Here is a 23452-nt window from a genome sequence, read left to right as displayed (position 1 = left end):
GGCTACCTTTATAGGGTTCAACATTAAATATCCACACTTTTGATTATAAAACTGCGGACCTTCATCCATTTGCCTGAAATGAATTCATCAATCGTTTTTGTCTTTGGTCTAACGCAAAAGCGGTGTTTTGCCCCTTTATCAAAACCCACAGCTTCAAAAATTAGGCTGTCCCCTATTTGCTCCTTGAAGAACACCTGCTTTAATCCCAACCTATTTAACATTTCAAGCTTTACGCTCTCAATATATGTGCGCGAATACTCCTTAGACATATGTGTTCCTCCTAGTAGTGGTAGTAATAGTATAAGTCAATATGAAGAAAATCAACAATAGTTCATATATTCTTCCACAAAAAAACAACCAGGCAGCGATTCTCCGTTGGAGGTTCACTGCCTGGTGTTTTGGGTCTGCGGTAGTTTACTTGAGTAGGTTTTATGAGCTAAGCTTAATCATTCGTAGCTTTCGGATACCCACTTCGTTGTAACGCAATATCTTGATGGAATTCTTAAGGTAACTGCATTTTATACACTTATTCCATATCCACAAGGGATAATTCTAACTTTAAGTGTATTCTATACAATTAAAAACTAGAGAAATAGCCTATAGAGTATTAAATCAAGAAAATAGATGTACTAAATACAGCTAATTTCATTGGCCGAGCATTTTGAGCATTTTAGTTGTACAAAATACAGTTAAAACCATCTACTGTACACTTCAAATTTTCATACTCCAATAATTCACTGCTTCAATACTCCATTACTTGTTACTTCAAGGCTTCCGTCGGCTCTCATATGGTAACTAGATGGGGTGTAGTCCATTATGAGTCAGCCCATTCATACTGATTCCTTTTTCCTGAACCTATCCGGATAATTCTATCTATATAGTTAGTCCTTCTACTTCTACCTAATCGAAATCATCATAAACTTATTTAACTTCAGTTGCCCCAGTCACTTTACCTTCAATCCCTGCAGTTGCTTTCACATCTTCGTTTGCGAAGTAAAGATTTCCATCAATAGTCGAGGTTTCATGCAGATTAAATCCGTTTGCTTCTACATAAACATCACCTTTAATGGTTCCGCCTTGAACTCGTAAATTTTCGCTTTGTACAGTTAACTTAGGTACAGTGAGTGTGTAATTGGCAGTAACTTTGTGATCAGCGTCTTGGGCATAAAGAGCAATCTTACGGTAGATATCGCCGTCTGCGGCCCCTTTATCATGGAATTCGCCTTCAACAACAACATCTTGGGCAATAGTCACATCATTTAGAATGGCAATAATCCAATTTCCATCTTTACTTACAGCCTTGGTAAACGCATCTGCTTGATTTACGATTGAAGCTGTAGTAACTGCATCCGTTTGCTCTGTAGTTGGAGCCGTAGTAGCCGCCGAATTAGTCGCATTATTATTCGCACCACAACCAGACAAGACTGCAACCGAGACGCCTGCTACTAACATCATTTTAAATAACTTCATTTTAAATCCCCCTTGTTTTTGATTATAAATTAATTATATATTAAAATTTTTAATAAACAGGTGAAAATTTTCACAATATTGTGTCGTTATCTGAAGCGGTTTCACAAAGATCACTCATCTCCATCCGGAATCGTATCCATAAGTAACACCTCATCTCGCTGCCCGTTTTAAGTTCATAGATCTTAATACTTATTTACCCAAATTTTAAGAAAGGTCACAAAGGTGATTAATTCCACACAAAAAGGACACTTCCAATAACTTTGGAAGTATCCTCATAATCTTTATTACTATAAATCTTTAGATTAGATATCCTCTTGAAAAAGATATGGAACCATCATACTCTACACTTACTTTTTTAATGTTAGGTTTATGCAAAACATCAGCATAAAAATAATACAGCGGAAGGATGGCCATTTGGTCAATAAGCATTTTTTCAGCTTTTGCATAAAGCTTGTTTCGTATAATTTAGCTTAAGACGATTATCAAGCAGATTTTCCCAGGGTCTCAAAGTCTACTGGAATGCCCAGATTCTTGTTCCAGCTGTTAATAACGGCTTCTGCAATTTCTTCATGACCTTCATTGATAATAATCGAGAAATTAGGAAGTTGAGTTAAGTCCTCTTCCTTCAACCCTTCCGCAATTCTTCCATTTCTAGAAACTTAGCAGGGTCATCTAAATGCTCACTCACCCCCCATTGACGCTTTAGAATCAGAATGTTAATCTTTAGAAAATATCACAAGGATAAGGGAGCTATTTACTGGTGAAAAAGACAACCATGAAGGACATCGCACTTCGTGCCAATGTCTCCGTCGCAACAGTGAGCTATGTTCTGAATCGTGTCGGCAACCAAACCATTCCTGAGAAAACGCGCCAGCAGATTCTTCAGCTTGCCGAGGAACTGCATTACATACCGAATCTGGCAGCACGTTCACTTGCAAATCAGAAAACAAGATTGGTCGGTGTGCTTGTTAACACATCAGCCCATACCCCACACTGGAAGCTCCATGCCCAGTTCTCATTTATACATGCCTTGGAACAACGGTTAACAAATGCTGGTTACCATACGCTGCTCTATTCACTTGATGTTGACCAGCCTTCTTTGGATATTATCGTAGAAAGAAAGCTGGAGGCTGTATTTCTGATCGATGTGCGCGAGGAAGCCTTTTATTCGATCTCCAAACATTTTGTAGAAGGAATTCCTTTGATTCTGATCGACAGCATGATTGAAGATAAACTCTTTAAGCAGGTCCTTTTCAACTATCGAGCAGTTCTGCAAAAGGTAAAACCACAGGACCTTTCACAGGTATGTTTAATTATGGAGAGCTTCAATAACTGTTTCCTCACCCGCTTTATTCAGGACAGTATTCCATTACCTGAAGAAGCGATATTTACCGTTGTCAATTTGGAGGAATTAAATACATTCTTACAGGGAGGGGGCTATAAAGAGGCCATTGTCATTAATGAGTTTATTGGAAGTTACGTTGAAGTAAACGGGAGGTTCGAACAACTCTCTGTGCTTTGCACCTGCAATTGTCCGGAAATATTAGGCGATGACGTTCATAAATTCATTTTTACTGGGGATAAAGCGGCTACTGCATTTGAACTCATGGACAAATTATTGCATCATTCTGACTACTCCGCACAAGAAAATAATTGCTATTTTGTAGAATAATTTTTTTGGCTATTCACTTAAGCGTTTAAGTTGAAAGGAGCATAACTTATGCCTGGTCCTGTATTAGTGAAACAAGTTCCCCCTGCTGTTCAAGTTTATCCCTCTCTTTGGGGAAATCGGAGATTCCTGCTGCTACTCAGTTCGTACTCCATTTCCTTATTTGGCAACACTTTTCATAGTATTGCTTTAAGTTTATGGGTACTGCAAACGACCGGCAGCGCCAAAATGATTGCCATCATCACGATAATCAATTTATTGCTTAGTTCTTTGCTAGGATCGATTGGGGGAACTTTTGCGGATAGGATCAATCGTCGAACCCTCATGCTGATCACAGATCTGATAAGTTGCGGACTTGTAGTGACACTAGCTTTAGCCATTTCCCTGCCCTCTACTTCGTTCATTGTCGTCGCTATACTGACGGGTCTTACGACCGTTTCAGCTTTATTCCAGTCCCCGGCATACCAAGCTTCTATCACTACTGTTGTTGGTAAAGAACATCTACAAAAAGCGGTAGGATTGTTGAACTTGTCTGAAAACATCTGCCGGACTATTGGTTATTCCGCTGGTGGTATTTTCGTAGCGAGTTTTGGAGCAGCCGACGCTATTTTATTTGATGGAGCTACGTTCTTGATCTCCTTTCTGCTCGTTCTAGCAGTCCGCTCCCTTCCTTTGCCAACTCAATTAAATAACGTGCCCAAGAAAGAACGGAAATTCACACAGGATTTGATCGATGGAATTCGCTATATTTGGAGGTACCCTTTTGCACGCGCCGTTATGATTATGCTTCCTACCTTAACCTTATTTTTTGTCCCCTCCCTGATGTTGACCCAGGTTATGGCCGTCAAAGTGTGGGATTCTACTCCCTTTCAGTTTGGACTTATTGAAGCCTGTATTCCACTTGGTTATATGATCGGATCCGGTCTGATCTTGCTGCTCGGCTCCAAACTGAAGAATAGAGGATTTCTTATTATGACTGGACTGCTATGTCTCGGTCCCCTATACCTTCTGTTATCATTCGTCACTTCCGCTGCGATTGCCATTCCTATCATTCTTGTAATTGGCTTCATGTTCTCATTCTGCACGTTGCTGATTAATACAATCCTTAGACTGGAAGTTTCAGAAGACCTCCAAGGTAGGGTGTTCGGTGTATTAGGTTCTATCATGAGTGTAGCCCCATCCATTGGTCTTACTGCTGTCTCGTCCTTGTCTGATTTCTTCAGCCCTGGTCCTGTCATGGGTTCAATCGGAGTCTTACTGCTGCTGTTTGCCTTATCAACTAGCACTAAATTAAAGATAATTCGAAACTACAAGTAATTCAGAACGTACCCAGTCTTTATCGCCCTCTTTTTCTAATAACACGTCTAAAATGAAGCTCAAACAGTAAAAGAACAATCAGAAAGATCAATAACAGGAGACCCGCTATACCAGTTAGAAACGGAAATAGGAGTGGGAAGAAAATACTAGGGTAGGCCTTAGTAACATCTGAATAATAGCCCATACCCATAAGGGAGGTACCGGAGAACTCGATTAGCCTGACACCTAAATGATTGTTGCTTCTTTGAGCATAGCTGAGAACCTCTTCGTCTACTTCTCCGTCTTGGGCAATCGTGATGATTTTCCATTTTCTTGTTTCCATGGGTTGACTATCATCGGTCAGTCTTTGGACTATGTTTATTTGTTCCTCACCAGTCTTTCGGTCCTTTACTGTGAGAATATCTATCCACGAAAAATACCGGCTGCCTCTGTCCCGATTGGATAGCCATATTTCATCAGCGGTGGAGATTTTTTGATCATTTAATAAGAACTGAACTTTGACAATATCACCAGGCAGGACCTTCTCCTCTTCATCCCATAGGGTCAAATCCGCTTTCCTGCCTGTTTTTTCTTCTTTGATTTTAATATTCTTATCATCAAGCGTTATCTCTTGTACGTTTATTGGGTTATATTCTTTTTCAGCATGCTTTATCTCATAACGCTGATTAATTTGATCAGAAATTATATACTCACGTATATAGTTAAACAATGGGCTAAAAGAAATCGCCAGCAAAAATAGCGAGACGCCAGATATAACTATAAACTTTTTCATAAGTCCTCCTTTTTAACTTACAGTCAGTTTAAATTTTTGACGTGCTCCCCTTCCGGTCCATCGGAACATACTCATCCATTTATAGCTGCCATCGTAGCGTTAACAACATTCATAAATAAGTTCTCTTCCTCTTTTAATAGCTTAGGCACTACCTTCCTCTAAATCTCCCAACCATAATAAACATTGTGGAATAAAATCTGCATAGTTCTGTAATGCATTAATCGTACGGATTACCTCACAAGTACCCAGCTCCCGTTCTGCGTCATCCGAGCTCTCCAGTCCTAGCGAACGTCTGATATTGTAAGCTAACCATTCTAATTTTCCCAAAAAGCCATAGTTGAGCACAACCTGCCAATCCGCATAAACCTCTCCGCCATGCTCCAGATAGCTGTTAATCAAATTTGAGAATGCCTTTTTGCTTAAATCTCCCGATTCAGAACCTGACCAATATAAAGCTACATCTATCAGCTCTACTGTCGGATGAATAGGTCCTGCTGCTTCCCAATCGATTATTATTGGAACTTTCTGCTCATCCCACAAGACATTTTTGGGGTCTAAATCCCGATGGCTGATAACATAATGATTCGTCAATAGACTCGCTGAAGAATGAATCAATGACTCCCAATTCTGTATCTTATGCAGGTGATCTGCTAGCAAGCTTGACCAGTCTGCACCCTGCTGCTCTCCTTTTAGAGCAAGCTCTTTCCAATTGGCAACTGCAGCATTAGACGCTATAAGCGTTTCAAAGTGATGATCATCCGTTCCCTGTGAGAAATCGATAATATGGAGCTGCGCAAGAATTGCCCCAATCTTTTTACAACAATCTAAATCTATTTCACCTAAAGGTAATGCCTTCCCCTGAACCCATGGAAACAATAAATAAAATTGCCCCTCAACCTCGTGCATACTATTGCCATTAGATACGATTGCCGGAACAGCATGGATCCCCTTTTGATAAGCCAGATTTGCAACCCTTTCAGAAAAAATATAATTGGACATGGCTGTATCTCGTTGCATAATTTGAGGATTTAAGGCCTTTACTGCGTATTGCGCTTTATCCGTTTGCAGGCGATACATTCTGTGCAAGAGTCCACCTGTTATCGGTTCAGGTTCATTCATCAACAGACCCAGATTATATTTGGCACAAAGTGTAGCGAATTTTAAATTATAGCTTATATTTTCCATTTTATGTATTCCTTTCTGTGTGAGTAAAGTCGTACTCATTTAAAATGGTTCAAGTAAATTTAAAACATATTTTTGTCTTTATGAAATATTATGTACTGTTCACTATGACATCCTGTGTAACCCTCGTGAACCAAAAATGAAAAGGAGGCTTCGTTAATGAGTAAGCGGTTACATCAGTCAGGATATCTTGTAATCATTTGGTTTTTAGTCTTTACGTTAGGGACGGCAGCTTTTGGCTCTCTTTCCTCTGTTTCGGCAGCAGCTGCCCGGCAAGCGGAAAAGCTAAATCGGGGACTAGTAGCAGTCAAGGTATCCAGCGGTGTATTTGTGAGCTGGCGGCTACTCGGAACAGAAGAACTGTCGGTTTCTTTTAATTTATACCGCAATGGCACAAAAGTAAACGTTACCCCAATCACGGACAGCACAAATTATCAGGATAACGCCGGCACAACTTCGTCTAGCTATACAATTCGAGCAATCATTGGCGGTATTGAGCAATCTGATTCCCCAGCAGCAAATGTATGGACCAACAATTATTTGGACGTTCCAATTCAAATTCCGGCTGACGGCACTACGCCAGATGGCGTAAGTTATACCTATAGTGCCAATGATGCCAGCGTGGGCGACTTAGACGGTGACGGGGAATATGAAATCGTGTTGAAGTGGGATCCTTCCAATTCTAAAGACAACTCGCAAAGTGGCTATACAGGCAACGTCTATCTGGATGCTTATAAGCTGAATGGAACTCGGCTATGGCGAATTGATCTGGGTAAAAATATTCGGGCTGGCGCACATTATACTCAATTTCTAGTCTATGATTTCAATGGTGATGGTAAAGCCGAAGTAGTCTGCAAAACAGCAGACGGTACGGTTGACGGAGTTGGCGTAACCCTTGGAAACGCAAGTGCAGATTATCGCAATTCCAGTGGATATATCCTGACCGGACCTGAATATCTGAGTGTATTTTCCGGACAAACGGGGAAAGCCTTAACCACAATTGATTATGTTCCTGCCAGAGGAACGGTATCCAGTTGGGGTGACAATTACGGCAATCGAGTAGACCGCTTTTTAGCAGGAGTAGCCTATCTGGATGGAGTACATCCAAGCATCATTATGGCACGTGGTTATTATACACGCACAGTCGTTGTAGCCTTTGACTGGAATGGCAGTGCTTTAACTCGTAAATGGACCTTTGATAGCAATAGCTCCACCAATGCTGGAACCGCCGGTCAAGGTAATCATAGCTTAAGTGTAGCCGATGTGGATAACGATGGTAAGGATGAGATCATTTATGGTGCCTTAACCATTGATAATAACGGTGCGACCTTATACAATACAGGGCTGGGTCATGGAGACGCGCTGCATGTAGGCGATTTAAATCCGAACCGCCCCGGTCTCGAAGTTTTTAAAGTCATGGAAAATACTAGTTCTCCCTATGGCGCTGCGGTATGGGATGCCGCAAACGGGACGGTCTTATGGGGTGTATACACGGGAAAAGATACCGGCCGGGGGATGGCTGCCGATATTGATCCCAATTATCCCGGGGAAGAGGTATGGGCTCACGGCGTTGGCCTATACTCCATTACAGGCACCAAAATAAGCAGCTCAATGCCTTCTGTGAATTTTGGGATCTGGTGGGATGGCGACTTGTCCCGCGAACTACTGGATGGTGTCAAGATTGATAAATGGAACCCTGCAAGCAACTCCGTTACCAATTTATTAACCGGAGCGAGCGTAGCATCCAACAATAGTACCAAAGCAACGCCAAGCCTACAGGCCGACCTGCTTGGAGACTGGCGCGAAGAGGCAATCTGGAGAAAGTCCGATAACTCGGCTCTACGAATCTATACAACTACGAACATCACCACTAATAAAATATATACCTTAATGCATGATCCAGTATATCGGTTAAGCATTGCCTGGCAGAATACAGCTTACAATCAACCTCCGCACACAGGATTTTTCCTAGGTAACGGTATGGCCACTGTGTCTAAACCCAATATCTACGTAGTGCCGTAAGCTTTCTAAAGAATTAGTAAGTGAACAAAAAAGCAATTGCTGTTATCCGGATATGCCGGGGCAACTGCTTTTTTGTTCGGTTTATATCAGCAATGATCGAGGTGCATTAATAGTTTTTTTAATTGCTTAATGCCTTCGCATAGAGTGGTTATTATTGCATATAGGATAGGTTTTATTGCTGGGCAGATATTAAACTGCAAAACATTGTTTGACATTCGTACAGCGCTAGATCCCCCAATCAGAATCCCAGCTTTAATAGCCAGGCCGCAAGCTTCTCCTCCCGCCTTTTCAATTCACCATCTACACGATTATATTTTCCAAGCCGTTGCTCAGCTGCAATGCTGCCATCTAGCATATACAAGACACGCTCAGCTTGAGCAGCGACTTTAGCATCATGTGTGGCGATTATAAGCGTTGTTCCTGATTGATTAATATCTGCTAATATGTCCATGATTTCACTAGCTGCTTTTGAGTTAAGCGCCCCGGTTGGCTCATCGCCAAATAATATATCAGGCTGATTAATGAGTGCTCTGCAGATTGCTGCTCTTTGTAATTGTCCTCCTGACACCTGTGTAATATCACGTTCAGCCAGCGCAGATATTCCTGTTTTGTTCATTAACTCAGCTGCTCTTTTATTGATAGTTCTACGGCTGCTGGTTCTCGCCCGATAAGCAGACAGGATGATATTGTCGCGGATATTCAAGTTTTTTAACAGATGCATTTGCTGAAAAATAAAGCCCATATGCTTTAAGCGCAGACCGGCTAATTCGTTCTCTGAAACTCCGCTGATCTCCTGCCCTTTAAAAACAACACTTCCCTCTGTCAACTTATCCATCCCGCTGATCGTATACAGCAATGTTGATTTTCCTGAACCAGAAGGTCCCATGACAGCTATGAATTCCCCCTGTGACACCTGAAGCTGAACATCCTTTAATATCGACTGCGGAGTTCCTTGCCCTGTTGAATAACTTTTTTTTAACCCCTTCGTCTCTAATATGAACATTCTGCCACCTCCTATCATTCGGCAATTAGTTTGGCTATACTGGATTTTCTCATTGAGATCGTGCTTGTTACGGTGGTGAACGCTACAATCAGCATGAAAAGTAGAGGAAGGATAAGATAGGCTACCGCCGGATTGACTACAAACTGTATCTTAGAAGCCCCCATAAAAGAGCCTAACATTTGAGCAATTTTTTGCCCGAGAGTGTTAGCTGCAAAAGTACCAAGAATGACGCCCAGCCCTGATATTATCAGCATCCTTACCAGGTATTGCCTACGAATATCTCCTAACGTAAAGCCAACACTTCTCAAAATAGCGGTTTGCGAGGAATCCTTGGCAAGCAGCATTTTCAGAAATAAAGAGGTAATCAATACCGAAATCGAAAATGCGATAACGATGGATAAGCCTGTAACCAGCTTCAATTGGCGAATTGTATTTCCTAATGTCTGAGCTAAATAGCTTTGCAGATGAGTGATTTTTGCTGGATAAAATAATTTGGTGTACTGATCCATTTTTGTCTGGACGGAAATTTCCGGGTTCACATCCAAAGCTACTACATACCAGAGAACCGTTTTCGGGTCATATGGCAATTGTGCTTTTGCGGTTCGGCCACCATTAGTTATATCCTGATAGATCCCGCTAACGGTCAATTTTTTTGCCACCCCAGCAACCTCTAAATGAACGATATCCCCCACCTTTTTATTCAGTTCCTTGGCGTTCAGGCCAGAAAGAGCGATCTCACTTGCACTTCTAGGAGTTCCTCCATGAACATACGAGAGCGGAAAAATAGTAAAGTCACCGGTTTCAACATTTAGCGATTCCCATACACCATCACTACCTAATACCTTAAATCTAGAAGTAATCAGTGGAGAAAATTTAGAGATGTCCGGGTCATTTTCAAGCTTGGTTATCATCTCATTAAAACGCTTCTCTATTTGGTTCGATTGCTGCAAATCTATGCGAATATCGCTCTGACCGACGCCCATATAAGAAACAAACCGGGGAGACTGAAGGGTATTCAATATATTCACTGGCACTAGAACGATAAACAAACTGATCACAAATACGAAGAACAATAATCCGTACATGGTGAAGCGCCCGTAAACATCTTTTACCCCGAGAAAAGCATTCACGTTAACAAATTTACGCTTGCTAAGTGAAAATCTGCTTGTGTTAATCCTTGCTTCACCCCTCGTACCTGACCGTAAAGCTTCTACGACCGTGATGCGATTAAAGCGTCTAAGAATCATCCGGCAAAAGAATACAACAACTCCAAAGATCAAACCTACCGCCAGGACAGGAACAAAATATTGAAGGATACTGGCAGGCGCAACGCCCAAATACAAAGTAATATTGGCTGTAAACAAACGCACCACACCTAAAGACAGTAAATATCCACATACAGAGGCGACGGCTGCCATCACGATATATTTTGCTAAATAAATGCTGCGAATATCTTGCTGCGTGATCCCAATCGCTTTCATGACACCTATCTCTCTGTAATCCTCTTCCAAGGTAGCGATCATCGTAAATCTGAGGCATAAAATAGCAATCAGCATCAGCAGAACACTTACCAAAATAATAACAACTGCGATAATCCCGTCCGTTAGTGCATTCAGCGTTTTAAATAAGGGATAGTCAATGGAGGGGCCTTTATTGGGCAGATTTGAGGATTGATACTCATTGCGGAAATCATTGAGCTTAGATAGATCCGTAAGCTGAAATTCAATCAGGTATTCAGGTTCGCCGAGCTTTTGTTTAAGCGCTGTAAAGTCAGCAGCATTTACGACAAAACGTTTGGAGCTGACCATGGCTGGATTCATTTGGACATCCCTTGCAAAATCAGTAATCACAAACTTTTTATCGAACTGTTCACCTAGAACGCTAACTACGTCGCCGATTTTCAGATTCTTTTGCTTCATATAATAAATGGGGACAGCGATTTCTCCTGCCGATACCTCAATCACCGTGTTCTCTAAATTCAACAGCAAATCAAACGAAGGGTTCTGCTCTACAAAGCCGATATCCATCACGCTGTTTGCTTCCGAGCCTTGGTTATTGCCTAGATAAACGTTAGATCCATCCAAGTTAAGCATCTCTACGGTTTGTTGATCTTTCACCAGTGGATTAGCGGCTGTAAAGCTCTCGATTGCTGAGCTGTCGATTTGTCCTGCGTGCATCTGCACGAAATGAGGAGCTTTGGATTTAATCAATAGCTGATTCAAGGACCCCGACAATTCTATAATCACTTGCGACGCTGAAGCAACAAGCAAAGCCGATAACATGATAAACACAAATAATCCGAAGGTAATGATTTTATTGCGTTGAAGGTCTCTTTTTACAATTCGTAGCAGCATTGACGGGCCTTCTCCTCTCCTTAGTTGAATCCACCTACAGATAATCACTTAGAATTAGTGTCACTGCGCGAAAATTTGGACTTCCGGAGACAAAGGCGGTCGCTATCGCTCCTACAGTTCCAAACTTTCTCTTCATTTCTTTCCTTTATGGTTTTTAATTCGTTTAATTATTCACGTTCAAGGCAGCGAATTGATTTCATTCGGGGGATCACAAATGCCATAATAATGATGAGCAAACCAGAGATGATAAATAATAAGCCGATTCCCCGTCCTTCCCCTGTGCCTATCACCTTACCTACTGATGAAGCAAGCAGACCTCCCTCTCGTAAAAGAGGATTAAACACTTGATCAGCCAATATGCCAGCAAAAGCATACGCAGCCACATAACCAAGTTGTGATAAAATGCCAATGATCCCCCATGCCCGCCCTTGTGTGTCATTTGGGATATGGTTGCGAATCATAACGTCAGCACTGGTATTAACAAAAGGTAACGTTGCAAAAAATAAAAAGCCAGCAGCTGTAATAAAAGCAACATTCGTGGTCAGTCCCACCAAAGAAAAAAACAGTCCGGCGAATCCTAGGCCGAGCGCTAATACTTTGATATATTTACGATCGATGCTAAAAACTCCAATAATCAGACTGCCGAGCAACATCCCTATAGCACTTACAGACAATACCGTGCCTAGAGTTTTCGTATCCGTAAAGGGTAGAAGCATAGGCGTATATAAGGTTTGGAGAAAACCCACATAAAAAGTAACGACAGACAAAATGATCGTAAGCTGCAGTACACCTTTCGTGTAAATAAGAGCATCCCAGCCCTCCTTCAAATCTTTTACAAACGACTGATTCGTTGGGACTCTGTGTTCAGTCTGTAGATTCCTGCGAACAGCCATCACTGCAAGAACTGTAACTAGAAAGGTTGAGATATCTATAAGCAGGATAGTTTTTATATCCATAAAGCTAAGAAAAATCCCGGCAAGGATAGGGGAAAGAAGATATTTTGAGGACGCAGCAAGCTGAACTAAACCACTAGCCTTGGCAAATTGCTCCTCTGTTAATAAATCTGTAATGGTAGCCTTGTAGGCAGGTTCAAGTAAGGATACAAAAATCGAACTAAACGTCACACCCAGACAAATCTGCCATAAATGAGGTTCACCCAGCAGCATGATGATGAGAACATATACAAGTCCAAAAGCAGATAACAAATCCCCTGCTATCATCATCAATCGCCGATCAAACCGATCCGCTAACACGCCGCCAAAAGGACTGAGCACAATGGAAGGGAGAAAAGCACATAAGGTTAAAAGTGCCACGCTAGAGGCGGTCTGCGTCATCTGGAACACATAAACCCCTAAGGTGAAAGCCGTCAACCCGCTGCCAATACTGGATATCCACTCCCCCATCCAAATGATCATAAAATTTCCGAAGGATTTGTTGTTCAGAATATTCCCTCTCCCCTACTCAAACATTTGAAACACATAGTCGAAGCTACCTTTCTCCGCCCCTAGCGTAATTTCCATCGTATAGATAAAAGCTCTTATCTTCTGGATGATTTCCTCAGGCTTCCACTTGAATATACCTTCATCAAAAAGAAATTGAGAGGTGATCAATAGAAATTCCATCGTCTCCCGGGGATACGGATTGTGAAACAGTCCCTCCTCTATGCCCTGCTCAATGACCTCCGTCAAAACAGGAGTTAGCCGCAAAATGGTTTCCACCAAGCTTTTCTGGTGCAGCTGTGCATTATCAGCCTGATGGAACTGCTCAATCATTTGGCTTTTTCTGTCCGTATCCGGCTTTTGCGCCATAATGATTTGCAGCAGCTTTTCATGAACAGTCAGCTTAGGATCTGCAGCAATTTGCTTAGCAGCTGCTACACCAGCATCAATAAATCGCAGCACAACAGCATCCATTACCTCTTCCTTCGATTTAAAATAATAGTAAAAGGTTCCCTTCGCAATACCTATAGCCTGCAAGATATCATTCACTGTCGTTTTGGTATACCCTTTCGTAAAAAACAGCATTTCTGCTGTATCCAATATTTCATTTCTACGTTCTTCCGCTTCTTTGGAAATTCTCATCTGAAACGTCCTCCATTCTATTGACCGACCGTCGGTCTATTCCAATTATATACAAATATCAGATCCTGTCAAGATTAATCCGGCATCACAAAAAAGAGAGAATTCCAAAAGCTACGTTATAGCAGCTGGAACTCCCTCTTTTTTGGATATACTGTTGGGTTTTACTGTTTGGTCTTGCTGCTGCGTTTTACTTTTAGCTTGCTCTTTGATCTGATCCGTTGAGCGAAACCTTTGCTCGCGTTGTAACACTAAACTTCGGTTGCTTAGATCACATTTACACTTAAGACGCAGCTTATCGGACACAGCTGACCTTATACGCTGCATTATCCCTCATTTGGGATCCTAACGGACCGCATAGCCACTATTGGCATGAAAAACGCCACAAAAGACCCCTTCCTCAAGGAATAGCTGCACTGGAGTCCGAAAACCAACTCAAAGAGCTATAAATCTGCAAATAGCGTCCTCTGGGTCCTTAAGCAACACGGGATAGGTATTCAATAGGTATTCAATAGGTATTAATTACCTAAGTTCGGACTAAGTGGCTTCCGGCTGCAGATTTTGCCCCCAAACGGCTTCCCTGTATAGAATGCTGCTATTTCGCATGAGCTTCTGCAATCCCGTCTCAAATAGATTATCTACTCCGCCGGAATGTACTAATGAAAATTTGCTGCCCAAGGAATAGGCTATATAATAATCCGCCCAACTGCTATAACGTTCTTGAAGCTGCCTTGCGGCTTCTATTTTGTATTCCCAGGCTTCTTCCTTCTTCAAATAATCCTCAACATAACCAATCCGGCTCAGATAAATTACCCATGCTAACCCAAAAGCAGAAATGTCACCAGAAGGCAACTGATGTATACCTTGTGCAACAACCTTCAGATTAACAAAATCCTCATGATCCTTATGTGCCTCAAGATATTTACTGCGTGAGGTTTCGGAAAGTGTGGCTAAACGAGCATGTAAAGATCTATATTCTGCACGGTTGCCATCTTCTAGAAGCCAGCGAATCTGGCGATGAAAGGAGTTAGCATCCTCGATATTCCATCTTTCACAAGCATTTTTGATTAATCCTCTTTTGAAGAAGACATTACTGAAATCAAACTCATAAACCACATAGTATCTCCCTAAGAGACCACGTATGCAGGTAGAGGAAAGACAGCGGAAATACATTTCCAGTCGTTTTCTTTGCTTAACATTGTATTCCTTCAGCATGTAGAGCCTCCTGATATTAGTTCGAGAATAGGTATGCTGTTTTGCAAATCTTCCTGATTTTCCATAGAAAAATAAGAATGAACACTGCATTGACAAGCGGGGGAAGCTCAGATACTGAAAAATAACATATGGTATATACCAAAATATAGAACCAGCTTAATTTCAGGAAAACCAATAGATAGAATAATATAGGCCCCATAATGTTCTTTCCAATGGTTACGAGCGAAGAGATACGAAGACGTTGTGGATACAGTTTTTTGTTCTTCAACATGTACTTATTCGCAAGGTAACGAAAATGAATGAACTCGTCCTTTTTAGACTCATTTGTCTCCGTTTGTGTAAGAGCTTCCTCAATTTGAGAACGTGCAATCTTACATTCCAGAATTAAACATTGCACATCTCTATTTCCAGCATCCTCTTGCAACAAATATTCACAATCCTTCATCGCTTCCTCATAACGCTGCAAATAGTAGAGAAGCCGCCCTCTTAATAAGTAACCGTCTCTTTCGTTAGGCCACATAGTGGTTACTCGGTCCAAGCACACCAGCGCTTCCATATAATCAGCAGTATCCAGACAATACTTAGCTCGCAATAATTGCAGATCCGGATCATTCTGAAACAGCTTATTTGCTTCGTCGAGCAGTTGACCCGCTTCAGTATGTTTATCCTCCATCAGCATGAATTGAGCGGATCGCCTCAGATTTAGATAGTGTTCTATGTCAAACTCAAGAGACTCCTGCAAAAGGAAACACTCATAACGCATCTCCATGCTTCCGTCGACTTGCCCTAGTATGTACTCGACTAACTTATTATCATAACGTTGAAGAAATATTTCCTTGTCCTCACGAAAATGAAAAAATGAATCCAAAGCCTCCCATACGGCATGAGGCAAATTCCGATGCTGATCAAGGAACAACATAAGCTTATCCCTTAGCCGATCGCGATGCTCTATACTCCACATGAAATCTTCATTCAAAAGTGAATGCCACGAAGCTTGTTTAATCCGGCGCGAGAAATCAGCATACAGTTCCCTAATTTGGCTGTCAAAAATAGCTGCTGGCTGTTCTTGAAGATCAGCATCAAGTTGGATGGGAAGAGGGCGAAATAGCGCCCACTCGTTCTCATGCGGTATAGAAGTTGCCCCTTCTACTTCTTCCTCGGTGTCTTCCTCCGCAACTTCTTGTTCTTCTTCCTCGCTTTCTTCCTCCTCAGCTTCATCTACTCGTATTACTTTTTCTGCTTGTATCACTATTTTTTCTATTTCTTTTGATATTGCTTCTGCTATTTCTTTCTTATCCTCACCTATAAATGAAGGGACAGTGCTTGCTATACGCTGCCCGGAGCGGGCCCATTTCACAGCTGTATCATAAGCTTCTCTAAGCTGCTGGTATCCTTCAGGGTCATCTTCGGGGTGATGCGATTTCAGTTTTTTGGCATAGGCCTTTTTGATGATAGCTAGTTCATCTGTGGGTTCAATCTCCAACATACTCCAGATTGTCATGTGAAGTATGACCACCCTTCAATTTCCGCCAATTGCTCATTGAAAGCTTGTGCTGCTTTTTCAATCACTTTCTCGTTCTGAGTATATAAAGCATCTTCGAATACTTTCAGACACTGTGCGATAAATTTCCGTTGGTCCCCAAGCACCTCTTCATATAAACGCTCACCTCTAGCAAGCAGAAGCCTGTTCTCGGTACGCTCACGCGGATGAATTTTGATACTCCGCAGTTCCAGTAAACGAGCTTCAATTTGCTTTTTAGTCATTGCACCAGCATTTTGCTCAATGATCATCTGATGCTTCTGACCTGTTGAAACGGTTGTAACCTCCACCTCAAGAATCCCATTTACATCATATGTATATCTGACATCTATACTTTCTTCTCCCCGAGGTGCTTGCGGAATCTGAAACTCCATTTCTCCCAGGAAAAGATTATTTTCAACGCGAGGACTCTCCCCCTGATACACATCCACACTTATGATCTTTTGATTATCTGCGGCTGTATATAGACGTTCTACCCGGCTAACAGGAATCGGAGTGTTACGTTCAATGATCGGAAAGTAATGTCCAGATGACGTTTGTCCGCTTGACCCTCTACGCAAAACACTGGTTCCTAATGTATAGGGGCAAACGTCCGTCAGTATCATTTCATCCAGCGCTTGATCACGCTGCTTCAGAGCTACCTGAACCGCAGCTCCCAGTGCGACGGTCTCATCTGGGCTGATATTCGCATAAGGCATTTTCCCGAACATACGGCTGATAATTTGCTTAATCAGAGGCATTTTAGTCGCACCCCCAATCATCACAATCCCATCCAGATCGGAAGGCTGCAGAGAAGCATCCCGCAATGCTCTTTCTATCGGCTGTCTTAGACGTATTAGTAACGGTTGTACCAATTGCTCAAGCTCTGAGCGTTCTATAGTCAGCACGTATTCTTCCTTCTTAATAACTATCCGCATAGTCGCAGCAGATTCTGTACCAAGAATTCGTTTACTCTGCTCAGCCTGCTTATACAAGATCGACCTCGTTATTGGTGTTAACGATTCCGCGTCCAGCTTATTCTTTTGGATAAAATAGGCCACTAGTATCTCTGTGAAATCTTCCCCGCCAAGATAGTTATCTCCGGCAATCGACTTAACATCCATTACCCCTTCGAAAAGCTCCAGGATAGACACATCAAAGGTTCCTCCACCCAAATCAAAAACAAGAAATGAAGTCTCCTGATTCTGATGCAGGCCATAAGCGAGTGCTGCCGCCGTAGGTTCACTAATAAGCCGCTCTACTTGTAAACCAGCCAGCTCAGCCGCTTTCTTAGTTGCTTTCCGCTGAACATCATTGAAATAAGCCGGAACACTGATTATAGCTTTCGTTACGGACTCACCTAGATGATTTTCCGCATCCTCTTTCAGTGACCGCAGAACAAAAGAAGATAACTCTTCAGGAGTAAAAGTCATCGTACCTAGCGTGTATTTCTTTGCTGATCCCATAAAGCGCTTAAAAGTCGAGGCGGTTAACTGTGGATGTGTAATCAGTCGTTCCTGTGCGATTCTTCCAACTAATACTTCTCCCCCTGCATCTACACTAACAATCGAGGGTGTTACATGCTCCCCGAGTACATTGGGAATAATTACAGCCTGACTGCCGTCCCAATAAGCAGCAAGACTATAGGTCGTTCCTAAATCAATTCCGATTGTTCTCACTACTATCTCCACTCCTTTTATATACAATAATATACAAAGAAAAGAGTCCAAGAATCGAAATGTCACTAATTCAACATATTTACATCCAGAGCATAATAATGAAATTGTGCTTCTGCAATAGACATAAAAAAGGTATCTCAAAAGCCACAATGGCTAATGGGATACCTTCATTTTTTGGTGGAGGATATTTTTCTGTACATCATCTATAAAAAACAGTCTCATTCGCTCTTTGGACGTCCTAACATCTGATCTATCTTCTCTTTTGCACCTTCCCATGAGGTCAATAATGGAAAAGCATATTGTTCACGGGCCCGCAAATTCCATGGATGCGGAATACAAAGCACTTTTCTTCCCTCCTGCAATGCTGGAACGAGGTTATGCACCCCGTCATCGATCAATAGATCGTAGTTAATAAGATTTTTTCGCTTACAGGTAAAGAAATTTTCAATCGGAATAAACGGCATATGCTTCTGCAGCCAGTTCCATTTTTCCACCACCGACTGGGGTTGGGCTGCCGTAACAATAATTACATCATAAGCGTTATGCAGTTTCTCCATTTCTCCTACGACATGTTCGTCAAACAGTTCAAGCTCTTCATACAGACCGGGCCGCCCATAGAAAATCTCTTGTGTACAATCCGGATGACGTAAATGATCCGTATTCCAATCAAGCATTTCCTCATACCGCAGCAGATGCGTGGGAAAATCATTATTATTATGGTATATGGCTCGCTTCACTAGATGGCAAATTGTATCATCCATATCTACTGCAATTATTGGCTTCCTCATCTGCGCCTCCATTATTTTTTTAGATTACACTTTAATTATATACAATGAAATTATGTTTTTCGTCGAGAGTTAATTAAAATCCCCGTTAATGTTTATTAAATGCTTCTACGCATTTTTGGCAGATACAAGCTTTCCCTCTCAGTTCTTCCGGGATCTGTTCCTGCAATTCGAGTGGAATTTCTGTATGGAAACACCAACAGTCACCGCTTTCAGCTCCACAACGATTGAATTCTTTACATAAAGGACAATGGCGTTCTTCAACCAGTATGTTCATCATATCCAAAATTTCTACTCCCCCAAAAATCACAAACTATTTTTCTTTGGAAAACCATATCAATAAAATAAATCCATCTTTTCTTATTTCATGCAAAGCTTTAACTCCTTCATTCGTAAGTGCGACCTGATTATAGTTTAATCCAACACCCATCCTTTGCCTATCATCCAGAAGGGATGCAAATCAGTGGTCGTTAGTATCTCTTCACCTATATGGATATTCCAGTATCTGGATTATTGGACCAGACCATATCACCAACTTGAACCTGTTCAATCGGCTTGGCACCTTCTTGGTTATTCACCAGTGTGCCAGGTGAGAAGCAATTACACGGGTTGAATTTATAGATTTGCCTGAATATCCGTGCTACAAGAATAAGTTTCTGTCCACGAACAAGATATAAAATGGAGTTGAGTCCATCAGGACCCGCCCCAAGGATAGGAATAAATCCACCATACCCAATCAAACGTTGCAGGTTATCCATTGTAGACATATTGGGATCATAAACAAAAGTCTCGGTTGTCACCCAGAACGGTAATGGGTACAATTTTCCTGTTGATCATAGTGAAAACAAGGTGGGTCGTCAGAATTAATGCATACTTTTACTTCGTTGTCTATTAATTTTTTGATTGGATATTTATCCCACAACAGATATACTTCTAAGCTTATATTAGAAGCTGGACATAGAGTAAGTAATATTTTTTTAACTACAACCATTCTAATAACTTTTCGTCCTCTACAGCACGAACACCATGATCTATTCTATCAAATGGTATCGATTGGATGGCATCCCAAATACCTTCTGGACCAACTTCTTCACCAACATGACCCGTAATAAAGAATCCATTTTCTTTTGCAACAGCAAAAGCCTCAGCTTGCCGATGAGCCGGATATCCAAGTTCTTGCATATCCATTCCCACAGCAATCAATGAAATCATATCTCTGTACTTCACTAACTCTTGAATATATTTACAGTTATCCTTAACTTGAGCTGTTCTATCGAGGTTTGCAATGAAACGTATATCAATATTATTAAACTTTTGTTTTACTAATTTTAAACCTTTAGCAAAGCCATTCATACAGTTTTTAGTGGAATTCCTCTACGTCCATAGCAAGCTGTGTAATCAAACATTGCTTCACGATAAATAATATTTTGTTCTACCATTTCACGAGCACACTCAAAGACCATGTCAGCGAAGTCATTTTCTGTTTGAATTGAAGAGATCGCTGTTAACACCACAGTAATAAATTCATTAGCAATAATTCTCAGAATACTATTTCGCTTTAATCCAAATATTTTTTCTTTTTCGTTAACTACTCTTGGCAGCTCCACATTAACGATTTGATTCATTAAAGGGATCTTATGCGTACAGACAATAACTGTTTTCTTATTAACGACAGCCCATCGAGCTGCAGGAGTTAAATTGACTCAATGATAGTTTTCAGACACGCCCTAAATGACAATATTAAAAAAAGTGGCGTAATGGCCTCCTCCTATGTAGGTGGGCTTAATAGTAGAGCCTTTATTCCGTTCCATGAAGATCACGGCATGATTAAAGCGGCTCAGCGGGATACCCTTACACTAGAGAAGCTGGAATCTATGACCTTTGGTCGAATTTGGCGGCCTGCTCGGATATGCACCAGTTATAGCAGTAAACGGCTTCAACTGCGCGAACTTCGTTAATCGTGGCGGACGAATCCCAGCTCCAATTCATAGCTTTAAGAATTAATTGAAACCTCAAACAGCAAGTCCCTATTTCACTTCACTTAGGAGACTTGCTGTTTTTTTGTGTTAGTTGGTCAGTCGTAGAAAAAAACTTTAGCTGAATGAAGAGGCATATCATTTGATATCCCCCTTTATCCATCTTATTGCAATTAAATCAAACCGTTTCCATTCTATTTGAACTGGAACCAAGTTAAATTTGCAACTGTGGTTGAATCTGACTTAACAAAAGTAACATATACCGTATGGGTTCCTACAGCTGTCCCGGCATTAAGCGAGATATTCTTGACTGACCATGTCTGCCATCCGCCTGTGGTTTCTGCCGTCCAATAACCCAGCATAGTGCCTGTAGGGCTGTCCAAGTGGAATTCTATTCTTCCGCCGGAATTAGCGGATGCAACCTTCAAATCAATACTTGTTTTAGCTGTACTACCAAAATCTACATTTTTAAATGCTATATAGTCGCCATTACTCCCTCCACCAACATCCAGCCCACCATCAGTGCTTGCCTCATAGGATATGACACCTGAACTAAGGTTATAGCCTTCCGCTTCAAATTTCAATGTGTTGAATTTTGGAGCTTCAGCATAGCTGTTAGTATCTGTTATTTTCAATTCTGTCAATGTAGTTGCCGCAACTCCACCGACGCGAACATTGTTTAATGTAACTCCGGAGACAGTAAATGTATCACTCCAACCCTTCATTACTGAAATTTCACCTAAAGCGCGTAAATTGATATTATTATAGACCACATTTTTTATCGGACCGCTTTTTGCAGAAAGATCAAACCATCTGGAGTGAACACCGGATCTTGGCCAGAAGCCTTCTACATCTATATTGTCAAATATGATGTTTTGTGCTGGTGTAGTCCCATAAAGATGACCTACCGCTAAAGCGCGCCAGCACCTGTATACATAAGAGTTTTTAACAACAATGCCATCCTGAAGCTGTTTAACTCCATCTCCAACCTTAAATGCTCCACATCTGCTCCAAGCCAAAGCATCATCCACAACTACATTTGACTGGTTTTCAGGACTTCCCGGCCAGTTTGCAGCTATATCCGTAGTTGCTACATCCCATGTCTTAAATGAGTATGTGTCATCCTCCGATACCGCTACCGTGTGCTTTATTAGTACATTCTGGCTCTCTTGAATGTCTATTGCATCATTTTCATAATCAAGTTCATTGTTGTTGAAGTGCTTTGTATTCTGGAATGTGACGTTATTGGATCTTGTAACTATGGTAGCCCAGCCCCCGCTGTCTCTTATTGTTATGCCGTCAACCGTGAAGTTGCTACACTGCAAGGGTACAAGAATATTGTTCAAATAATTCTTTGTATTTCTCATATAATGGCCATTGCCGTCAATAGTCCCCCTGCCGTATATCTTAATATTGTTTGCATTTGTTTCGGTGTAAATAAACCATGTTCCATCCTTACCCAGAGAATTCTTATGAAAATGGGTAGTGTAATCGCTCGGATTTCCTGAACCCCTTATAACAGAACCACCCTCCAGATAAACCGAAACATTGCTTTTTAAAACAAGGTTTCCGCACTTATAAACACCGGCTGGAACGTATACTATACCGCCACCTGCTGCGTTAGCCGCATTTATGGCGTTTTGTATTGCAGTTGTAGCCATAGCGGCACCGGTACTGTCGGCACCGTATTGAGTTTTAACATTGTATATACCTGTACCGGATGAAGCCGGAACATTGGTTTCAAGAGCATCTGCCGCAATAACCAGATCTTTCAGGTTATTGATTTTAACTATAAGATATGTTGGTGATGAAAGTGTAAAAGTAAGTGTATTTCCACTCTTTGTTGCAGTAATTCCCAAAGCTTTGGGAGAAATATTATAGGTATTGATTGTCTCGCTTGCTGTTATTGTGATTGTAGTAGTACCTGAAAAAGAGAAATTACAATAATTATAGTTTACAAATACCGCCGAAGTGTCGATTACCGGTATATTTGTAGAGTCTGCTGTTACCGTGTATTGACTGGTCGTGGTATAGATCGACGGTAATGGATAGCTTACAATTGTATCCGCCGCTCTTGCTGTCAAAGGAACGACAGCTAAAAGACTGGCGAGCATACAAACAATTAAGCTTAATAATTTTAACTTTTTCAGCATAAATAAACACCTCTTTCATATTTTTAGGAAATACTCTGTCATCAGTGAATAATGATTTCACCAGTGATGCTCTATTACTCTTTTCATAAAATCGACATATTCCTGTTCAGCTTAGGAAGTGGCAGAGTAATACTAACCTTTTCTGCATCAGCAAAGTTTCCTTTTAAAATACGGTCCCGGTTTTGTTGCACCTTGTGCAGAATTTCTGCGTTGGTCGCTACTACTGAGCTGTATTGTTGCATTTTATGGATAATCTCC

21 protein-coding genes and 2 pseudogenes are annotated in these 23452 nt (G+C 41.4%); 4 read left to right on the top strand and 19 right to left on the bottom strand.

Annotated elements, in window-relative coordinates:
* Positions 1 to 23: 23 nt before the first annotated feature.
* From MHH60_RS13030 to MHH60_RS13020, 3 genes are all read right to left on the bottom strand, one after another.
* Positions 24 to 269, bottom strand: a complete 246-nt coding sequence (locus MHH60_RS13030) for a hypothetical protein (RefSeq protein ID WP_036688955.1) — start codon at positions 267 to 269, stop codon at positions 24 to 26.
* A 652-nt stretch (positions 270 to 921) separates the two neighbouring features.
* Positions 922 to 1470 carry a polymer-forming cytoskeletal protein gene (locus MHH60_RS13025; RefSeq protein ID WP_076134338.1) on the bottom strand — a complete coding sequence of 183 codons (549 nt, stop codon included), beginning with the start codon at positions 1468 to 1470 and terminating at the stop codon, positions 922 to 924.
* Positions 1471 to 1952: 482 nt separating this feature from the next.
* Entirely contained in the window at positions 1953 to 2099 is a 147-nt protein-coding gene (locus MHH60_RS13020; protein WP_179088879.1) for a hypothetical protein, read from the bottom strand.
* Positions 2100 to 2230: 131 nt separating this feature from the next.
* Between MHH60_RS13020 and MHH60_RS13015 the strand changes: the two genes are divergently transcribed.
* Both MHH60_RS13015 and MHH60_RS13010 read left to right on the top strand, forming a co-directional pair.
* A complete protein-coding gene (locus MHH60_RS13015) occupies positions 2231 to 3142 on the top strand; it encodes a LacI family DNA-binding transcriptional regulator (RefSeq protein WP_076134337.1) in 912 nt (303 codons plus the stop codon).
* A 48-nt stretch (positions 3143 to 3190) separates the two neighbouring features.
* Positions 3191 to 4456: an MFS transporter gene (locus tag MHH60_RS13010; RefSeq protein ID WP_076134336.1), complete on the top strand. Its 1266-nt coding sequence runs from the start codon at positions 3191 to 3193 to the stop codon at positions 4454 to 4456.
* A gap of 19 nt (positions 4457 to 4475) precedes the next feature.
* Here the strand turns inward: MHH60_RS13010 and MHH60_RS13005 are convergent, their stop codons facing one another.
* Positions 4476 to 5228, bottom strand: a complete 753-nt coding sequence (locus MHH60_RS13005) for a hypothetical protein (protein ID WP_076134335.1) — start codon at positions 5226 to 5228, stop codon at positions 4476 to 4478.
* Between the two features lie 141 nt (positions 5229 to 5369).
* Positions 5370 to 6413, bottom strand: a complete 1044-nt coding sequence (locus MHH60_RS13000) for a phosphotransferase (protein WP_076134334.1) — start codon at positions 6411 to 6413, stop codon at positions 5370 to 5372.
* Between the two features lie 156 nt (positions 6414 to 6569).
* Between MHH60_RS13000 and MHH60_RS12995 the strand changes: the two genes are divergently transcribed.
* Positions 6570 to 8432, top strand: coding sequence for a rhamnogalacturonan lyase (locus MHH60_RS12995; protein WP_179088878.1), 1863 nt, complete (start codon positions 6570 to 6572; stop codon positions 8430 to 8432).
* A 238-nt stretch (positions 8433 to 8670) separates the two neighbouring features.
* Here the strand turns inward: MHH60_RS12995 and MHH60_RS12990 are convergent, their stop codons facing one another.
* From MHH60_RS12990 to MHH60_RS12935, 12 genes and pseudogenes are all read right to left on the bottom strand, one after another.
* Positions 8671 to 9435, bottom strand: a complete 765-nt coding sequence (locus MHH60_RS12990) for an ABC transporter ATP-binding protein (RefSeq protein WP_076134333.1) — start codon at positions 9433 to 9435, stop codon at positions 8671 to 8673.
* Between the two features lie 14 nt (positions 9436 to 9449).
* Entirely contained in the window at positions 9450 to 11789 is a 2340-nt protein-coding gene (locus MHH60_RS12985) for an ABC transporter permease (RefSeq protein WP_076134332.1), read from the bottom strand.
* Positions 11790 to 11956: 167 nt separating this feature from the next.
* On the bottom strand, positions 11957 to 13204 hold the full coding sequence (locus MHH60_RS12980) for an MFS transporter (protein ID WP_179088877.1): 1248 nt from the start codon (positions 13202 to 13204) through the stop codon (positions 11957 to 11959).
* A 42-nt stretch (positions 13205 to 13246) separates the two neighbouring features.
* A complete protein-coding gene (locus MHH60_RS12975) occupies positions 13247 to 13870 on the bottom strand; it encodes a TetR/AcrR family transcriptional regulator (protein WP_076134330.1) in 624 nt (207 codons plus the stop codon).
* A gap of 534 nt (positions 13871 to 14404) precedes the next feature.
* Positions 14405 to 15082, bottom strand: coding sequence for a DUF1266 domain-containing protein (locus tag MHH60_RS12970; RefSeq protein ID WP_076134328.1), 678 nt, complete (start codon positions 15080 to 15082; stop codon positions 14405 to 14407).
* A gap of 16 nt (positions 15083 to 15098) precedes the next feature.
* Positions 15099 to 16583: a J domain-containing protein gene (locus MHH60_RS12965; RefSeq protein ID WP_076134327.1), complete on the bottom strand. Its 1485-nt coding sequence runs from the start codon at positions 16581 to 16583 to the stop codon at positions 15099 to 15101.
* Positions 16580 to 18280, bottom strand: coding sequence for a molecular chaperone HscC (locus MHH60_RS12960; protein ID WP_076134326.1), 1701 nt, complete (start codon positions 18278 to 18280; stop codon positions 16580 to 16582). The genes MHH60_RS12965 and MHH60_RS12960 overlap by 4 nt, the downstream gene beginning before the upstream one ends.
* 218 nt (positions 18281 to 18498) lie before the next feature.
* Positions 18499 to 19068, bottom strand: coding sequence for a 5' nucleotidase, NT5C type (locus MHH60_RS12955; protein WP_076134325.1), 570 nt, complete (start codon positions 19066 to 19068; stop codon positions 18499 to 18501).
* 85 nt (positions 19069 to 19153) lie between these two features.
* On the bottom strand, positions 19154 to 19345 hold the full coding sequence (locus tag MHH60_RS12950) for a cysteine-rich CWC family protein (protein WP_076134462.1): 192 nt from the start codon (positions 19343 to 19345) through the stop codon (positions 19154 to 19156).
* A gap of 205 nt (positions 19346 to 19550) precedes the next feature.
* The gene (locus MHH60_RS12945) at positions 19551 to 19832 is read right to left on the bottom strand and encodes a hypothetical protein (RefSeq protein ID WP_162636764.1); all 282 of its coding nucleotides are present in this window, start codon (positions 19830 to 19832) and stop codon (positions 19551 to 19553) included.
* A 29-nt stretch (positions 19833 to 19861) separates the two neighbouring features.
* A pseudogene (locus MHH60_RS12940) lies at positions 19862 to 20418 on the bottom strand (hypothetical protein).
* Positions 20415 to 20690 carry a hypothetical protein gene (locus MHH60_RS12935; protein WP_076134321.1) on the bottom strand — a complete coding sequence of 92 codons (276 nt, stop codon included), beginning with the start codon at positions 20688 to 20690 and terminating at the stop codon, positions 20415 to 20417. Before MHH60_RS12935 ends, MHH60_RS12940 begins: the two are co-directional and overlap by 4 nt.
* A gap of 102 nt (positions 20691 to 20792) precedes the next feature.
* On the opposite strand from MHH60_RS12935, the pseudogene MHH60_RS12930 reads away from it, so the two are divergent.
* A pseudogene (locus tag MHH60_RS12930) lies at positions 20793 to 21069 on the top strand (DUF711 family protein); the annotation flags it as partial.
* Positions 21070 to 21235: 166 nt separating this feature from the next.
* Here the strand turns inward: MHH60_RS12930 and MHH60_RS12925 are convergent.
* Positions 21236 to 23194 (bottom strand): carbohydrate-binding protein, encoded by a 1959-nt coding sequence (locus tag MHH60_RS12925; RefSeq protein WP_076134319.1) that lies wholly within the window; start codon positions 23192 to 23194, stop codon positions 21236 to 21238.
* Positions 23195 to 23277: 83 nt separating this feature from the next.
* Complete coding sequence (locus MHH60_RS12920) at positions 23278 to 23436, bottom strand: hypothetical protein (RefSeq protein WP_162636766.1); 159 nt, start codon at positions 23434 to 23436, stop codon at positions 23278 to 23280.
* Between the last annotated feature and the right edge of the window lie 16 nt (positions 23437 to 23452).

It is taken from the genome of Paenibacillus sp. FSL H7-0716, assembly GCF_038002705.1.
Taxonomy (GTDB): Bacteria; Bacillota; Bacilli; order Paenibacillales; family Paenibacillaceae; genus Paenibacillus_AQ; species Paenibacillus_AQ odorifer.
The sequence above is the reverse complement of the archived record's forward strand: the minus strand, read 5'-3'. Positions and strand labels throughout refer to the sequence as shown.

Coding starts and splice junctions, on each gene's coding strand:
- MHH60_RS12945 (WP_162636764.1), bottom strand. CDS start 19,832: ATGTCTACAATGGATAACCTGCAACGTTTGATTGGGTATGGTGGATTT.
- MHH60_RS12995 (WP_179088878.1), top strand. CDS start 6,570: ATGAGTAAGCGGTTACATCAGTCAGGATATCTTGTAATCATTTGGTTT.
- MHH60_RS13005 (WP_076134335.1), bottom strand. CDS start 5,228: ATGAAAAAGTTTATAGTTATATCTGGCGTCTCGCTATTTTTGCTGGCG.
- MHH60_RS12975 (WP_076134330.1), bottom strand. CDS start 13,870: ATGAGAATTTCCAAAGAAGCGGAAGAACGTAGAAATGAAATATTGGAT.
- MHH60_RS12935 (WP_076134321.1), bottom strand. CDS start 20,690: ATGAATCAAATCGTTAATGTGGAGCTGCCAAGAGTAGTTAACGAAAAA.
- MHH60_RS13000 (WP_076134334.1), bottom strand. CDS start 6,413: ATGGAAAATATAAGCTATAATTTAAAATTCGCTACACTTTGTGCCAAA.
- MHH60_RS12970 (WP_076134328.1), bottom strand. CDS start 15,082: ATGCTGAAGGAATACAATGTTAAGCAAAGAAAACGACTGGAAATGTAT.
- MHH60_RS12965 (WP_076134327.1), bottom strand. CDS start 16,583: ATGACAATCTGGAGTATGTTGGAGATTGAACCCACAGATGAACTAGCT.
- MHH60_RS13025 (WP_076134338.1), bottom strand. CDS start 1,470: ATGAAGTTATTTAAAATGATGTTAGTAGCAGGCGTCTCGGTTGCAGTC.
- MHH60_RS12990 (WP_076134333.1), bottom strand. CDS start 9,435: ATGTTCATATTAGAGACGAAGGGGTTAAAAAAAAGTTATTCAACAGGG.
- MHH60_RS12985 (WP_076134332.1), bottom strand. CDS start 11,789: ATGCTGCTACGAATTGTAAAAAGAGACCTTCAACGCAATAAAATCATT.
- MHH60_RS13010 (WP_076134336.1), top strand. CDS start 3,191: ATGCCTGGTCCTGTATTAGTGAAACAAGTTCCCCCTGCTGTTCAAGTT.
- MHH60_RS12955 (WP_076134325.1), bottom strand. CDS start 19,068: ATGAGGAAGCCAATAATTGCAGTAGATATGGATGATACAATTTGCCAT.
- MHH60_RS12950 (WP_076134462.1), bottom strand. CDS start 19,345: ATGATGAACATACTGGTTGAAGAACGCCATTGTCCTTTATGTAAAGAA.
- MHH60_RS12925 (WP_076134319.1), bottom strand. CDS start 23,194: ATGCTGAAAAAGTTAAAATTATTAAGCTTAATTGTTTGTATGCTCGCC.
- MHH60_RS12920 (WP_162636766.1), bottom strand. CDS start 23,436: ATGCAACAATACAGCTCAGTAGTAGCGACCAACGCAGAAATTCTGCAC.
- MHH60_RS13030 (WP_036688955.1), bottom strand. CDS start 269: ATGTCTAAGGAGTATTCGCGCACATATATTGAGAGCGTAAAGCTTGAA.
- MHH60_RS12980 (WP_179088877.1), bottom strand. CDS start 13,204: ATGATCATTTGGATGGGGGAGTGGATATCCAGTATTGGCAGCGGGTTG.